Here is a 13589-nt window from a genome sequence, read left to right as displayed (position 1 = left end):
AGGCAGGATTGGCATTTTCCCGTCGGGCAGGCCGGATTCGAACCGACGACCCCTTGACCCCCAGTCAAGTGCGCTACCGGGCTGCGCTACTGCCCGACGGGAAAATGCAGCGTCATGATTGCTCATGACAACTCGGAAACTGAACGGCTGTGCCTTGGCTATGCCGTAAGCCAGCGCTCACGCTGCGTTCCGAACGATGGAAGCCCTACAGATTGCCGCCCCGTGAAGCAAGTCCAATTTTTCCGAACTCAGTGGAAACTCGACCACTTGCGCCCGCTTAGCCGCCTGGCGCCGCTTCTTGGCAAGATCGATATAATATCTACTCAACAGCTCAGAATCCCCGGCTATTTGTACGCACGATACCGTACACACAAAAACCCAATATATATCCGGCTAAATATAAGTATCTTACCTTCCATCCACCAATTGCACTAATTTTTACCAACATCTTTATTTTTCGAAAATAATATGTCTGTTTCCTTTCAAGGAAACCGCTAGTATATAAACCATACACAGAGACATCGACGTGACGGGGACTGATTGCGTGGCGAGAGCGATCGACGAATCTGAAACCGAGTACATGCTGGCGTCTATCGCGCGTGCACTTCATCACTGGTGTCGCCTCGAAAACTCCCTCACCGACTTCTTATCGCGGTGCATGGATGCGCGAGATCCCGGCGCAGCCGGCGCTGTTTGGGACAACATCGTCTTGTTCAAGCAGAAGCTTAAGGTAACTTCCGCAATGTTTGAGCTCTGCGTCGAAGAAGAAGGGGCTCGACAGGTATGGCATCAACTGTCAGCGCGCGTCTATGAAAGCTATTCAGTACAGCTCGAGCTGGCAGAATATCGCCGCCAACTGGCGCTAGGCAACTCACAACCGCAAATTCGGTTATCGGCCTATGCCTCGTCCGGCGATGATTCGGTTTCGCCGACGCCTCGAGACGAAAGGAAACTCCCCGCGCGCACGCCCAGGTACACCGTGAGCGAGATCGAGCATGCAGCTCGCGAGATCTACGAGCTGGCCGATTGCATCACCTGGTTTTCGGACTGGGTGGTCGAATACAAGCAAATTCCGACCAGTTACGCGACACCGCCGCCGCGCCTGATCCACCAGATACTCAGCCGCGCCTAACGCGGGCGAAACGACACCCTACCGCACCTGATCCAGCAGTCGCTTGCACTCAAGCAAATCAAATAGCGCTTCCTGCAGCAGCGCACGATTATCCCTCGACAGCCGACCATCATCAGCGCTGACAGGCCCATCTTCATCTGATTTACCCAGACCGAAGAAACGCCTTCCGGGTTTTACCCGAGGCTGACCCACCAACATTTCATTATCGAGGCGGTTACTCGCCTCCTGGTTCAACTCATCATCGGCAGCAGCCTCAGCGCGTCGCCGTTGTGCGATCAGGTCAATGGCAGCGACATCGCCATTTCCGACCGCAACGAGGAACTGCACGCCGTTTTCGCGCAGAAGTTTCTGAACGCCTTTGATCGTATAACCCTGATCATAGAGCATGTGGCGGATGCCCTTGATGAGCTCCACATCCTGTGGCCGATAGTAGCGGCGTCCACCGCCCCTCTTCATGGGCTTAATCTGCGTGAACCGCGTTTCCCAGAAACGCAGGACATGCTGGGGTAGATCTAGCTGTTCGGCAACTTCGCTGATCGTGCGGAAAGCGTCCGGGCTCTTGTCCATATCATCAAGCGCTCCGATTGAACGAATCGTATGGTATCACAGATACTTGGCCGAGGTCATTCAACCTGAGGACTGCGCACAAAACGAAGGGCGCTAGTCGCGCCCCTTTCCGTTAGCTTCCTGATGAGCTTCAAGGATACGCTGCTTCAACACGTTCGAAGCCTTGAAGGTCATGACACGGCGCGGAAGAATAGGAACCTCCTCGCCAGTCTTCGGGTTGCGACCTACCCGCTCATTCTTGTCACGCACCTGAAAGGTTGCGAACGACGACAATTTCACCGTCTCTCCACGGACAATCGCCTCACAGATTTCATCGAGAACCATCTCGACGAGCTGAGCGGATTCCGTCCGAGATAGGCCAACCTTACGGTACACGGCCTCGGCAAGGTCAGCTCGTGTGACTGTAGTTCCCCCCATCGGGTCGTCCAACCATTTCAAAGTGTTGAAAAAGGCTCAATATTTCGGGACGTTAAGGAATGTACCCGCCAAGGTCAAGCACCCCGCGCCCACAAGTTTAGTGGTATGCGGCGCGGGGCGATCTTTTTTTTACCAGCGAAGAAGCACTGCGCCCCAGGTGAAACCGCCCCCCATGGCTTCAAGCAGCACAAGATCGCCCTTTTTGATCCGGCCATCCGCAACCGCCGCCCCAAGTGCCAACGGAACAGAGGCTGCCGAGGTGTTACCGTGCTGGTCGACGGTGATAACTACCTTCTCAAGATCAATTCCAAGCTTTTTCGCAGACGCCTCAATGATCCGGCGGTTGGCCTGATGCGGGACAAACCAGTCCAGGTCGTCGGCAGTAATGCCGCCCTTCGCGAAAACGTCTTCAATGACATCCGTGATCATTCCAACGGCATGCTTGAAGACTTCGCGCCCTTCCATCCTCAAATGTCCGACGGTCCCAGTCGTCGACGGACCGCCATCGACAAAGAGCTTTTCCTTGTGGCTGCCGTCGGCGCGCAGGCTGGTCGCGAGAATGCCACGGTCGGACATCTCCCCCGCGCCCTCTTCGACCTCGAGAACGATTGCACCCGCACCATCGCCAAAGAGGACGCACGTCGTGCGATCTTCCCAGTCAAGGATGCGCGAGAAGGTCTCCGAGCCGATCACCAGAGCGCGACGATTTCCGCCAGCGCGCAAAAGTGCGTCAGCCGTCGTGACGGCGTAAACGAAACCCGAGCACACAGCCTGCATGTCAAACGCAAAGCCATGACGCATGCCAAGACGGTTCTGAATGTCAACCGAAGTGGCCGGGAACGTGTTGTTCGGGGTGGAAGTTGCGAGGACGATGAGATCAATATCGTCAGGGGTCAGGCCGGCATTGTCGAGCGCAGCGCGTGCAGCTGCCTCACCAAGTGAAGCTGTCGTTTCGTCTTCCGCCGCGATGTGCCGCTGCTTGATGCCGGTGCGCTGGACAATCCAGGCATCGGACGTCTCCATCATGGTCTCGAATTCGGCATTCTTCATAATGCGGCGTGGCAGGGCAGTGCCCACCCCCCGCACGACTGATCTTAGCATCACTTACAAATCCTCACTGCCGGCATCTTTCGCGCCAGCTACATCACGTTTTCCGGCACTGCCATGGAATGTTTCCAGATCGCGACGGATGGCGTCGATCAGCTTGCTACGGCCCATGTCGTAAGCAAGGTCCACGGCTGCAGCAAAACCTTCGTCATCAGCGCCGCCGTGGCTCTTGACCACAATGCCGTTCAAACCAAGGAACACGCCGCCATTTGCGCGTCGCACATCCATCTTCTCTTTCAGACGCCGGAATGCATCCCGCGCAAATATCGCCCCGATCTTGGACATCAAGGTGCGCGTCATGGCTGAGCGCAGATATTGCCCGATCTGCTTGGCAGTGCCTTCCGCAGTCTTGAGTGCGATATTGCCGGCGAAACCCTCGGTCACCACAACATCGACGGTACCCTTGCCAATATCGTCGCCCTCGACAAAACCGTGATAGTCCATCGACTTCGGATTGGCTTCACGCAGCAGGCGTCCCGCCTCCTTGACCTCCTCCTGGCCCTTAATCTCCTCAACGCCTACATTCAGCAAACCGACTGAGGGACGTTCGATCCCGAAGATGGAGCGGGCCATGGCCGAGCCGAGAATGGCGAAGTCGATCAACTGATCTGCATCCGCGCCGATCGTTGCTCCGACGTCGAGGACGACACTCTCCCCCCGCACAGTGGGCCAAATTGCAGCGATCGCAGGGCGCTCAATCGAAACCATCGTGCGAAGACAAAACTTCGACATCGCCATAAGCGCGCCGGTGTTGCCGGCCGAAACGCAAACGTCGGCGCTGCCGTCCTTCACCGCCTCAATCGCTCTCCACATGGACGATTTGTAGCGACCCTGGCGCAACGCCTGGCTTGGCTTGTCGTCCATTCGGACCGCGATCTCGCAGTGGAAGAATTCGGACGCTTGCTCAACGCGTGGATAGCGCGCGAGCACCGGCATCACCGTCTCGTGGCGGCCAAAAATCAGAAAGCGGACATCAGGGCGGCGCTCAGCCACCTTGTCGAGGCCGGGAATAACTACCTCCGGCCCGTGGTCTCCGCCCATGGCGTCAATGGCGATGCGTATCAAGTGCTGGTTCGTCTCGTATCTGGTCCCCAGACCGTGGGGAGGGTGGCGAAGTTTCGGCGAAAATAGCGTTTTTGGGTTGCTGCACAACCGGATTCAACAGCAAACAGATGAAATTAGGACTTCTTCTGCAATGCCTTGAGCTGCTCGTAGAGCGGACCTTTCGACTCCTCATCTTCCTCTTCCGTAACGCCAACCTGCGCATCGGGTCGGCGTGGATAAGGATCGATCCCCATGGCGAAGAACTCTTCCGCAAGTTGACCGACGTCGACAAAGTCCCCGCTGAACAGCTCAGGACTGTCCTCTCCCTCGGCGTCGAGCAGGATCTCCCCCTCGATCGAGCGGGTGGGAACCGCCAGCTTGGATCCTTCCGGCAGGAAGAGTCCGGAGACTTCCTCATCTACCACCTGCTCGACTGGCTCGAGGGTGACGACACAGTCCTGCACGATGACCGCTTTGACCCGCCCCGCGACCTTTACTCCGCCCTTGCGCCATGCGGTGACGTTCAGCACCGCCTTAAAGGTCTCGACTGAACGCAGATCATGCTCATCTGCCAACGCTTCACGCTGCTCGGCATCGGCTTCGACGATGATTTCCAACCCATTTTTTGGCAGCCGTGATACCTGGACCCTGCTGCTGATCGGGCTGACTTTGTCTTCATACATCCCGTGATTACTCCGCGACGGGGAAATTGATGCGACCGGAGAGGAATTCACTGTCCTCTTGGGAGGCAAGCGATTTCGTGGCTCGCTCTATATAGGAAGCCAAATGTCCAACTTGTGGCCATGGCGTATCTCGTTGGGGCATAATGTTGCGTGACAGCGCGGCCTCCAGCGCCTCTTTATCCTCGGCTGCCAGCGCACGCGCATAGGAATCGGCACGGCCATAGAACATCTTGGCCAACTTTTTCATTCGCTTCGGAACACCAGCATCGCCAATCCCAAGCTCTCGCAGCGAATGATCGACATCCTTGAAAAATTCGTCGGTCAGATCCTGGGAAAGATGGACAAGCGCATCAGATCCTGAGCTTGCCCTCTGCAAGAACAAAAACATGTGGATCGACAGCATCTCGTACCGCCCGATCGGCGTATCCGGAACGTCCCACTGCGAATAGAAGACCGGCTGCCGCGCAGATGCCACGATCGCCTCGTAGAGCGAATCCGTGACTTCGCGATTGGAGTTGCGGCGAAACAGCCGCAGGAACTTGAACATGGCGAATGGCTTCTGGAACGCGGTTTCTCTAAGCAGCGCGGTTGCATCGCTTTGAAAGCTGGTTTACCGCTTTTGCCGTTCGGTGCAAGCCGTACTGGGAACACGAACTTGATGGAGTATCTGGTGGGATCGCGTAACATCAAAGCGGGTGGCGTATTTGCGGCTGCTGGGCTCGCCCTCCTTCTCGCGGGCTGCAACGCCACGAACAGTCTCCAATTGACGCCCAGCGAGACCCTGACTCATGGCTATGTCATCGATCAGGATACCATCGATATGGTGCCGGTGGGCTCGAGCCGCGAACAGGTTCTGCTTGCACTTGGCTCGCCGTCGACAACTGCCACGTTCGACAATGAGGTCTTGTACTACATTTCTCAGACGCGCCGTCGTCCGGTCGCCTTTATGAACCCGCGCGTCACAGACCAGCAGGTCCTGGCGATCTACCTTGGCCAGGATGGCCGGGTTGAGAATGTAGCCCATTACGGGATGCAAGACGGCAAGGTCTTCGACTTCATTTCCCGCACGACCCCGACGGGCGGCAAGGATCAGAGTTTTATCGGCCAGCTCATCACGGGTGTCGCAGGCACTCCGCAACTGCCGACCGGAAACTGACGTCACCTTCATTGGATACCGAAAGGCGCGTTTCGGACGCGCCTTTTCTTTTGTCCGTTCGCTACTTTTCTCTTGATAGTCCCTTGGCCGCGAGTTCATCCAGATAGCTCTGCCATCTTGCGTCTTGCTCGTGGCCGAGCTCGTGGAAATAGTCCCAGGTAAAGATGCCGGTGTCGTGGAAGTCACTGAACGTGATCCGGACCGCGTAGTTGCCGACTGGCTCCATCTTCGTAATCGTGACATCGATTTTGCCCGGAACGGTAACCCGTTGATCCGGCGAGTGCCCCTGCACTTCTGCCGATGGTGACAAAACGCGCAGCATTTCAGCAGAAAATTCGAACGGCTGATGGCCGGGGAATGTCACCGTGAGCAGGCGCCGGTCCTTAGACACCCTCAGCTCGCTGGGAGCACTCATAAATTACCTCGACATATTGGAGTAAGTTCGGCCGGACGATACTCCAGGGTAATTCGTCTTGCCAGATCGCCGCGGCGGCGTCTCTTGAATTAGCTCACGTATTATCCGACATTCAACCAAAGACACGCTGGCGCCTCAATGGTGCAGGCGGGCGGAGGACCTTTGATCAATGGCATTTCCTAGCGGCGACATGATAGACCCCTTCGGGCGAGCAATTTCCTACCTGCGCGTCTCGGTCACCGACAGATGTGACTTCCGCTGCACCTATTGCATGGCGGAAGATATGTCTTTTCTGCCGAAGAAAGATCTGCTGACTCTCGAAGAGCTCGAGCGCCTTTGCTCTGTTTTCATCTCGAAGGGCGTCCGCAAGCTGCGCCTGACCGGAGGCGAGCCTCTGGTACGTCGGAACGTCATGCACCTCATCCGCGATCTTTCCCGTCATTTGGAAAGTGGCGCGCTTGAGGAGCTGACGCTAACGACCAACGGCTCGCAACTATCGCGGTTCGCGAACGATCTGTTCCAGTTCGGTGTTCGCCGCATCAACGTCTCGCTCGACACGCTCGATCCGCAGAAATTCCGCGAGATTACACGCTGGGGCGATTTCTCGAAGGTGATGAGCGGGATCGATGCGGCACAGGCAGCTGGCCTGAAGATCAAGATCAACGCCGTTGCGCTCAAGGGCTTCAACGATCACGAGCTCCCGGACATGCTGCGCTGGGCGCATGGCCGCGGCATGGATCTCACGGTGATTGAAACCATGCCGATGGGCGAGATCGATTTGGATCGAACTGACCAGTATCTTCCGCTATCAAAGCTGCGGGCTGATCTGGAGCAGCAATTCACGCTGAGCGACATCCCTTACAAGACCGGCGGCCCGGCACGCTATGTTGAGGTGGCGGAGACTGGCGGTCGGCTGGGCTTCATCACGCCGATGACCCATAATTTCTGCGAGAGCTGCAACCGCGTGCGGCTTACCTGCACTGGCACCCTTTACATGTGCCTTGGTCAGGACGACGCGGCCGACCTGCGCTCAGCGCTCCGTGCGTCCGAAGGTGATGAAGCCGTGTCTCGCGCCATTGATGAAGCGATCAGCCGCAAGCCCAAGGGACATGACTTCGTGATAGATCGGCGCACACGCAAACCAGCAGTTGCTCGCCATATGAGTGTAACGGGCGGCTGAGATTTTATGGCCCAGCGTTTGGGCCATGTTGTACGTTGCGGAATTTACGGTTGCGGAATACTGCTTTCGTAACTTGCCATTCCGGAGCCTGAATTGCCCCTCTCCTCAAACATGCGCAGCGCGATCTTCATGATTGTTGCTATGGCTGGCTTCACGATCAGCGACGCGATCTCGAAAGCGGTTATTGGGCACATCAGCTTCGGCCAGCTCCTGTTCGTGCGAGGGTGCGCCGCGACGGCCATCATAGCGGTGATCGTCTGGCGCAAAGGACTGTTCGCACATTCCAGAAAGCTGTTGCACATCAGCGTCTTGTGGCGATGTGTCGGGGAGGTAGGTGCCACCCTTACCTTCATGGCTGCGTTGTCGCAAATGCCCTTGGCAAACGTCCACGCGATTCTGCAGGCACTGCCATTGGCCGTCACGATGGGAGCGGCGCTTTTCCTGGCGGAGCAAGTCGGCTGGCGGCGCTGGATGGCAATTGCAGCCGGCTTCATTGGGGTGTTGATCGTCGTACGCCCTGGCATGGAGGGCTTTACCGGCTACTCCATCCTGACCTTAATATCGGTTGCATTCTGCGCACTTCGCGATCTTGCAACCAACAGGATACCCCGCGAAGTCCCGTCCATGCTCGTCTCGACTCTGACGGCGGCGATCGTCACGGTCGCCGGTGCCCTGATCATCGTTCCTCAGGGCGGATGGCAGCCGCTGGGCTCCTATCATCTGGGCCTGATTCTGACTGCCGCAGTCATCCTCCTGTTCGGCTACCACTTCCTGATCATGTCGATGCGCGAGGGCGACCTCTCATTTGTCGCCTCTTTCCGATATACAGGGCTCCTCTGGGCGATAGCCCTCGGCTATCTGGTTTTCGGGGACGTTCCCGATGCCCTCACCCTAACCGGCTCTGCTATCGTTGTCGCTTCGGGTATCTATACGCTCTACCGGGAGCGTAAGGCCGGCAAGCCGAAAGTCGTGACCAAAAGCACCGGCCCGAGCATGGCTCCTGACGGTCTTTGACAGGTGGGACCACTGCCGCCTTGGAAATGCGCGGCAAATGCCTAACCTGTTAATCTAATTTCGAATCGGAATGTTATGCGCGCTTTTCCTAACCGTGCCACTCCGCCCCACATTGTGACGCTCACCCTCGCAGCTTCTATCGGGCCCTTGGCAATTAATATGTTCCTCCCTTCTCTGCCGGGAATGGCGAGGGATTTTCAGGCTGATTATTCGGTGATGCAACTCACCGTAACGCTTTATCTTTTCGCCCAGGCGGTCATTCAGCTATTCATCGGGCCGGCATCCGATCGGTTCGGCCGGCGTCCAGTCATGTTGTTCTCGCTCGTTACGTTCGTGATCGGGACAATCATCGCGCTGCTGGCCCCGACGATCGAGATCCTGCTTGCAGCACGCGTGCTGCAATCCTTTGCGGCTGGAGGCATGGTTCTGGCGCGCGCCATGGTGCGCGATACCGTCCCAACCAATGAGGCGGCCAGCAAGATCGCCTACATCACGATGGGCATGGCGTTCGTGCCGACAATCTCTCCTGTTATCGGTGGCATGCTTGACGCCGTCTACGGCTGGCAAGCCTCGTTCTTCGCCATGCTGATCTTCGGGATATTGGGCGTTGCGCTGGTCTGGCTCGATCTGGGTGAAACCAACCGCGTTACCTCCTCGAGCATGGCAGCACAGTTCCGTAGTTACCCGGAGCTTCTGACGTCGAGGCGTTTTTGGGGCTATTCAGCCACGGCTGCCTTCACCACCGGCACATTCTTTGCGTTCCTGGGTGGCGGACCGTTTGTAGCAACTGAAATTCTGGGCCTTGGCCCCGCAGCCTATGGCTTCTATTTCGGCATCATGTCGATGGGCTACATCATCGGTAATTTCCTGTCGGGCCGATACACGATGCAGCTCGGTGTTGACGTAATGATCGTCAGCGGCAACGTTATTGCGGTGGTTGCGATGCTTGTCTCGCTGGTGCTTTTCTCGGTCGGCATTGATCACCCGCTGGCGCTGTTCCTACCGGCGGGCTTCGTCGGCATCGGTAATGGACTTGCGCTTCCCAGCACCAATGCAGGCATCGTCAGCGTGCGCCCGCACCTTGCAGGCAGTGCCTCTGGCTTGGGTGGTGCACTGCAAATTGCCGGCGGTGCAGCGCTTTCGGTTCTCGCAGGCGTCATCATCTCACGCGAGACAGGACCCTTCCCGCTCCTGTGGCTGATGGTGCTTTCATCCTTTGCGTCCGTCATCTGTTCGCTGTACGTCAAGAGCCTGCCCAAACGACCGGAAATTGACTGAGGGTAGCCCGTGCAACACCATGTCATCGGCATCTCCGGATGGAAAAACTCAGGCAAGACAACGCTGACCGAGCGTCTGGTTTCTGAACTGACCAGCCGCGGTCGGCGGGTGTCGACCATCAAGCACGCACACCATGAGACGGATGTAGACCAGGTAGGTACAGACAGCTTTCGCCACCGGGCTGCCGGAGCCGGTGAAGTTCTGCTGGCGACCAGCCGCCGCTGGGCCCTGATGCATGAGATAAGAGATGGGGTCGAGCCAACTCTCGAAGAACTACTGTCTCGGCTTTCTCCCTGCGACATCGTTCTGGTCGAAGGGTTCAAGCGGGATCGCCACCCGAAAATCGAGGTGCGAAGGCTCGAAGCGCGCGACCGCGCCCCCCTGCCTGGATCATCGAACATCATCGCAATTGCCGCGGATCATGCAGTCGAAGACGCCACGGTGCCGGCTTTTGATCTGAATGACATCGCTGCCATTGCAGACTTTATCGAGACCACGATCGGTCTCGCAGCAAACGATTAGGGAGGAGCCGCATGGCTAAGGTCGCATTTCTTGGATTGGGCGTAATGGGATATCCGATGGCCCGCCACCTCAAGGAAAAGGGTGGTCACGAAGTCACCGTCTATAACCGCACGAGCGCCAAGGCAGAAAAGTGGGTAGCAGAGAACGGCGGACGCGCGGCAGCAACGCCAGCTGAAGCCGCGGAAGGCCAGGACTATGTATTCGCCTGTGTCGGAAACGATGATGATCTGCGTCAGGTGACGCTTGGCGATCAGGGGGCCTTCTCCGCCATGACGAAGGGCTCGATCTTCATCGACAACACGACCGCGTCCGCAGAAGTCGCGCGGGAGCTTTACGCTTCTGCCCGAGAGCGCGGCATCGGCTTCATCGACGCTCCGGTGTCAGGTGGTCAGGCAGGTGCCGAGAACGGCGTCCTTACCGTCATGTGCGGTGGTGATCAGGATATATTTGACCGCGCGCGCCCGATCATCGAATCCTTTGCGCGGATGGTCGGACATATGGGGCCGGCAGGCGCTGGTCAGCTGACTAAGATGGTCAACCAGATCTGCATCGGCGGTCTTCTTCAGGGTCTCTCCGAAGCTCTCCACTTTGGCAAAAAGGCCGGGCTGGATATCGAAAAGGTGGTGGACGTCATTTCCAAGGGCGCGGCAGGCTCCTGGCAGATGGAAAACCGGCACAAGACCATGAATGAAGGCAAATATGACTTCGGCTTCGCCATCGACTGGATGCGCAAGGACCTCGCGATTTGCCTCGACGAGGCAGATCGCAACGGTGCCAAACTGCCCGTAACGGCCCTGATCGATCAGTTCTACAAGGATGTGCAGCAGTTGGGCGGCGGTCGCTGGGACACCTCCGCCCTTCTGGCGCGCCTGGAAAAATGATCAGGCGGGAATAGCCTCACACAGCTGCAAGGCGGCGTCAAAGTCACGCCGCCTGTTCTTTTCGCGGGCAATGGCTTCGGCGTCCTCGCCCCAATGCTCGCTGGTCCAGCGCTCATCAAGATGAGCGGCTTCCCAAACATCATCTGCGGGCATGGCACGCGCCTCCGCTGCAAGAGCAAGAAGCGCGGATCCCGTTATGGTGGTCATCGTGTGGATTGCCGCCAGCCGGAACGGCTCCTCACGCTTCTGCAGCCACAACCTCACAGCGTCGAGAGCTTCTGACGGCTGCTCGACATGCATCACACCTTCGGCGAGGAAGAAACGCGCACCCAGCGTCGACCGCGCCCATTCGAGTGCCGGATCCCAAACTGCGCGTTGCCGCTCGACCAGCTTTTCAGGTCCCTCGGCCCGGTAGCACAGAAGGTCCGACGATGCGTATTTCACGATGTCTTCCAGCACCGCTTGCATCTGTGGGATCACCCCATCGATCGCGGAATTTGCCAGACGCAGAACCGGCATCGACATGGGATCGATATGCTCTCCCTGAGCCGCAAACTCAGCTGCAACGAGTTGTGCGGCAGTTTCACTCGGAAGCGCCAGTACGGCGCGGCCTGGCGTGCGGACTGGACGCCCATCGAGCTGGACCGCATATCCCTCAGCTACGACAGCTACGGCGGCATCGTTGTAGAAGCGCTTGGGAAGCTGTGGCTTCAGGCTCGCCTGTGCACGCTTGACCGGATCCGGATCGGAAGGCTCCGGAACGTCACCCTGGAAAAGATCGCTCATCACTCTTCCTCCGCACTCGTCTCGTCAAAGCCAAGCAGGTTCCAGCTCTGCCTCATATGTGGCGGCAAAGGTGCTGTGACGTCGATCACGCCTTTCCCATCTGGATGCGGAATAACGATCCTGCGCGCGTGAAGATGCAGGCGGTTTTGCATCCCCCCCGGAAACTCCCAGTTGGTGTCCGCTTCAAAGTATTTTGGATCGCCGATAATCGGGCAGTCAATATGCGCTGCATGAACGCGCAGCTGGTGCGTACGCCCGGTGTAAGGCTCCATCTCCAGCCATGAAAGCCGCTGTCCCGCCGTTTCGATGAGACGATAGTTGGAGATGGCGTGGTCGGCACCGGTTTCGCCATGCTTGGCCACGCGCATGCGATCGCCATCCAGCGGGGTCTGCTCTTTCAGCAACCAGGTGGATATGCGGCCCTCATGCTTCTTCGGGATGCCTTTCACCAGAGCCCAATAGGTCTTCTGCGCATCGCGGCCACGAAAGGCTTCCGCCAACTTCATCGCGGCCAGACGGGAGCGCGCAACAACAAGCACGCCGGATGTGTCGCGGTCGAGACGGTGGACCAGGCGCGGCTTTTCACCCTTTTTGTTGCGGAAGGCTTCAAGCATGTCATCGACATGGCGCACGACGCCAGATCCGCCCTGAACGGCAAGCCCTGATGGCTTGTTGAAGACGTAGACCGACTGGTCTTCATACAGCATCATCTTCCGCAGGACCGCGCCGTCATCCTGACCGCGTATGGTCTTTGCCGTCAGCGGCTCGTCGCCCTTGCGATCCACGCCAAGCGGCGGAACGCGCACGACTTGCCCCGGCTCAAGCCGAGTGTCAGCCTTTGCCCGCCCTCCATCCACGCGAATTTGTCCCGATCGCAGCAGCTTCTGCAGGTGACCGAAGCCGAGACCGGGGAAATGAGTCTTGAACCAGCGATCGAGCCGCATGCCCGTTTCGCCTTGCTCGACAGTAATTTGTTCTACGCCTGCCATATAACGCCAACCTTCGTATCAAGCGGGCCAGATAGCATCACGCCGCTATTTTCGCGAGCCACAATCCGAGAAACACGCCAATGAGAGAAAGAACGACGGTTCCGGCGACATAAGTGAAGGCCTCAAACATGGCTCCGCGCTGGTAAAGCGAGGCAAAATCCAGCGAGAAGGCCGAGAAAGTCGTGAAACCGCCAAGTAGCCCTGTTGTCAGTAGCAGCCGCAGTTCCGGGCTTGCCGAACGCCTCGCCAGAAGTTCGACAATCACCCCCATCAGGAAACATCCGAACAGATTGACGATCAGCGTTCCCCACGGAAAGCCCGTGCCGAACGCCCGCAGCGACCATTGATTGGTGAGATGCCTGAAAGCTGAACCGACGGCACCGCCCAGTGCCACAAGTAAGAGCTGGTTCATCGCCAA

The 13589-nt window shown here is 57.9% G+C and carries 17 protein-coding genes and 1 tRNA gene; 7 read left to right on the top strand and 11 right to left on the bottom strand.

What is annotated here, in order from left to right:
• Positions 1–22: 22 nt before the first annotated feature.
• Positions 23–96 (bottom strand) — tRNA-Pro (locus IOD40_RS00775).
• A gap of 448 nt (positions 97–544) precedes the next feature.
• On the opposite strand from IOD40_RS00775, the gene IOD40_RS00770 reads away from it, so the two are divergent.
• Positions 545–1132, top strand: a complete 588-nt coding sequence (locus IOD40_RS00770) for a hypothetical protein (protein WP_198473310.1) — start codon at positions 545–547, stop codon at positions 1130–1132.
• A gap of 18 nt (positions 1133–1150) precedes the next feature.
• On the opposite strand, the gene IOD40_RS00765 is transcribed toward IOD40_RS00770, so the two are convergent.
• From IOD40_RS00765 to IOD40_RS00740, 6 genes are all read right to left on the bottom strand, one after another.
• Positions 1151–1699 (bottom strand): MerR family transcriptional regulator, encoded by a 549-nt coding sequence (locus tag IOD40_RS00765; protein ID WP_198473308.1) that lies wholly within the window; start codon positions 1697–1699, stop codon positions 1151–1153.
• A 93-nt stretch (positions 1700–1792) separates the two neighbouring features.
• Positions 1793–2116 (bottom strand): integration host factor subunit alpha, encoded by a 324-nt coding sequence (locus IOD40_RS00760; RefSeq protein WP_198473306.1) that lies wholly within the window; start codon positions 2114–2116, stop codon positions 1793–1795.
• 129 nt (positions 2117–2245) lie between these two features.
• Entirely contained in the window at positions 2246–3217 is a 972-nt protein-coding gene (locus IOD40_RS00755; protein WP_198474199.1) for a beta-ketoacyl-ACP synthase III, read from the bottom strand.
• Positions 3218–3220: 3 nt separating this feature from the next.
• Positions 3221–4288: a phosphate acyltransferase PlsX gene (plsX, locus tag IOD40_RS00750; protein ID WP_198473304.1), complete on the bottom strand. Its 1068-nt coding sequence runs from the start codon at positions 4286–4288 to the stop codon at positions 3221–3223.
• Positions 4289–4401: 113 nt separating this feature from the next.
• The gene (locus IOD40_RS00745; protein WP_198473302.1) at positions 4402–4950 is read right to left on the bottom strand and encodes a YceD family protein; all 549 of its coding nucleotides are present in this window, start codon (positions 4948–4950) and stop codon (positions 4402–4404) included.
• Between the two features lie 7 nt (positions 4951–4957).
• Complete coding sequence (locus tag IOD40_RS00740; RefSeq protein ID WP_198473300.1) at positions 4958–5497, bottom strand: ubiquinol-cytochrome C chaperone family protein; 540 nt, start codon at positions 5495–5497, stop codon at positions 4958–4960.
• A gap of 111 nt (positions 5498–5608) precedes the next feature.
• Between IOD40_RS00740 and IOD40_RS00735 the strand changes: the two genes are divergently transcribed.
• Positions 5609–6106: an outer membrane protein assembly factor BamE gene (locus IOD40_RS00735; RefSeq protein WP_198474197.1), complete on the top strand. Its 498-nt coding sequence runs from the start codon at positions 5609–5611 to the stop codon at positions 6104–6106.
• 61 nt (positions 6107–6167) lie between these two features.
• Here IOD40_RS00735 and IOD40_RS00730 read toward each other — a convergent pair whose 3' ends face one another.
• Positions 6168–6521, bottom strand: a complete 354-nt coding sequence (locus tag IOD40_RS00730) for a gamma-butyrobetaine hydroxylase-like domain-containing protein (RefSeq protein WP_198473298.1) — start codon at positions 6519–6521, stop codon at positions 6168–6170.
• Between the two features lie 169 nt (positions 6522–6690).
• Here IOD40_RS00730 and moaA point away from each other — a divergent pair, with 169 nt between their 5' ends.
• From moaA to IOD40_RS00705, 5 genes are all read left to right on the top strand, one after another.
• Entirely contained in the window at positions 6691–7701 is a 1011-nt protein-coding gene (moaA, locus tag IOD40_RS00725; protein WP_233713781.1) for a GTP 3',8-cyclase MoaA, read from the top strand.
• A gap of 93 nt (positions 7702–7794) precedes the next feature.
• On the top strand, positions 7795–8715 hold the full coding sequence (locus IOD40_RS00720) for a DMT family transporter (RefSeq protein WP_198473296.1): 921 nt from the start codon (positions 7795–7797) through the stop codon (positions 8713–8715).
• A 75-nt stretch (positions 8716–8790) separates the two neighbouring features.
• Positions 8791–9993 (top strand): multidrug effflux MFS transporter, encoded by a 1203-nt coding sequence (locus IOD40_RS00715; RefSeq protein WP_198473294.1) that lies wholly within the window; start codon positions 8791–8793, stop codon positions 9991–9993.
• A 9-nt stretch (positions 9994–10002) separates the two neighbouring features.
• Positions 10003–10515: a molybdopterin-guanine dinucleotide biosynthesis protein B gene (mobB, locus tag IOD40_RS00710; protein ID WP_198473292.1), complete on the top strand. Its 513-nt coding sequence runs from the start codon at positions 10003–10005 to the stop codon at positions 10513–10515.
• An 11-nt stretch (positions 10516–10526) separates the two neighbouring features.
• Positions 10527–11396 (top strand): NAD(P)-dependent oxidoreductase, encoded by an 870-nt coding sequence (locus IOD40_RS00705; protein WP_198473290.1) that lies wholly within the window; start codon positions 10527–10529, stop codon positions 11394–11396.
• Here the strand turns inward: IOD40_RS00705 and IOD40_RS00700 are convergent, their stop codons facing one another.
• Genes IOD40_RS00700 through crcB form a run of 3 tightly spaced genes read right to left on the bottom strand, consistent with a single transcriptional unit; the run spans position 11397 to position 13583 of the window.
• Positions 11397–12182, bottom strand: a complete 786-nt coding sequence (locus tag IOD40_RS00700) for an ATP12 family chaperone protein (protein ID WP_198473288.1) — start codon at positions 12180–12182, stop codon at positions 11397–11399. It abuts the gene before it with no gap.
• Complete coding sequence (locus IOD40_RS00695; protein WP_198473286.1) at positions 12182–13171, bottom strand: RluA family pseudouridine synthase; 990 nt, start codon at positions 13169–13171, stop codon at positions 12182–12184. The genes IOD40_RS00700 and IOD40_RS00695 overlap by 1 nt, the downstream gene beginning before the upstream one ends.
• 37 nt (positions 13172–13208) lie before the next feature.
• The gene (gene crcB, locus IOD40_RS00690) at positions 13209–13583 is read right to left on the bottom strand and encodes a fluoride efflux transporter CrcB (RefSeq protein ID WP_198473284.1); all 375 of its coding nucleotides are present in this window, start codon (positions 13581–13583) and stop codon (positions 13209–13211) included.
• Between the last annotated feature and the right edge of the window lie 6 nt (positions 13584–13589).

The sequence above is a fragment of the Aquamicrobium zhengzhouense genome (genome assembly GCF_016124105.1).
Classification (GTDB): domain Bacteria; phylum Pseudomonadota; class Alphaproteobacteria; order Rhizobiales; family Rhizobiaceae; genus Aerobium; species Aerobium zhengzhouense.
This window is presented reverse-complemented; position numbering and strand designations above follow the sequence as displayed.

Excerpts from the sequence above, each read along its gene's own strand:
- IOD40_RS00765 (WP_198473308.1), bottom strand. The coding sequence starts at position 1,699 with ATGGACAAGAGCCCGGACGCTTTCCGCACGATCAGCGAAGTTGCCGAA.
- IOD40_RS00760 (WP_198473306.1), bottom strand. The coding sequence starts at position 2,116 with ATGGGGGGAACTACAGTCACACGAGCTGACCTTGCCGAGGCCGTGTAC.
- IOD40_RS00755 (WP_198474199.1), bottom strand. The coding sequence starts at position 3,217 with ATGCTAAGATCAGTCGTGCGGGGGGTGGGCACTGCCCTGCCACGCCGC.
- IOD40_RS00745 (WP_198473302.1), bottom strand. The coding sequence starts at position 4,950 with ATGTATGAAGACAAAGTCAGCCCGATCAGCAGCAGGGTCCAGGTATCA.
- IOD40_RS00740 (WP_198473300.1), bottom strand. The coding sequence starts at position 5,497 with ATGTTCAAGTTCCTGCGGCTGTTTCGCCGCAACTCCAATCGCGAAGTC.
- IOD40_RS00735 (WP_198474197.1), top strand. The coding sequence starts at position 5,609 with ATGGAGTATCTGGTGGGATCGCGTAACATCAAAGCGGGTGGCGTATTT.
- IOD40_RS00730 (WP_198473298.1), bottom strand. The coding sequence starts at position 6,521 with ATGAGTGCTCCCAGCGAGCTGAGGGTGTCTAAGGACCGGCGCCTGCTC.
- moaA (WP_233713781.1), top strand. The coding sequence starts at position 6,691 with ATGGCATTTCCTAGCGGCGACATGATAGACCCCTTCGGGCGAGCAATT.
- IOD40_RS00715 (WP_198473294.1), top strand. The coding sequence starts at position 8,791 with ATGCGCGCTTTTCCTAACCGTGCCACTCCGCCCCACATTGTGACGCTC.
- IOD40_RS00705 (WP_198473290.1), top strand. The coding sequence starts at position 10,527 with ATGGCTAAGGTCGCATTTCTTGGATTGGGCGTAATGGGATATCCGATG.
- IOD40_RS00700 (WP_198473288.1), bottom strand. The coding sequence starts at position 12,182 with ATGAGCGATCTTTTCCAGGGTGACGTTCCGGAGCCTTCCGATCCGGAT.
- IOD40_RS00695 (WP_198473286.1), bottom strand. The coding sequence starts at position 13,171 with ATGGCAGGCGTAGAACAAATTACTGTCGAGCAAGGCGAAACGGGCATG.
- crcB (WP_198473284.1), bottom strand. The coding sequence starts at position 13,583 with ATGAACCAGCTCTTACTTGTGGCACTGGGCGGTGCCGTCGGTTCAGCT.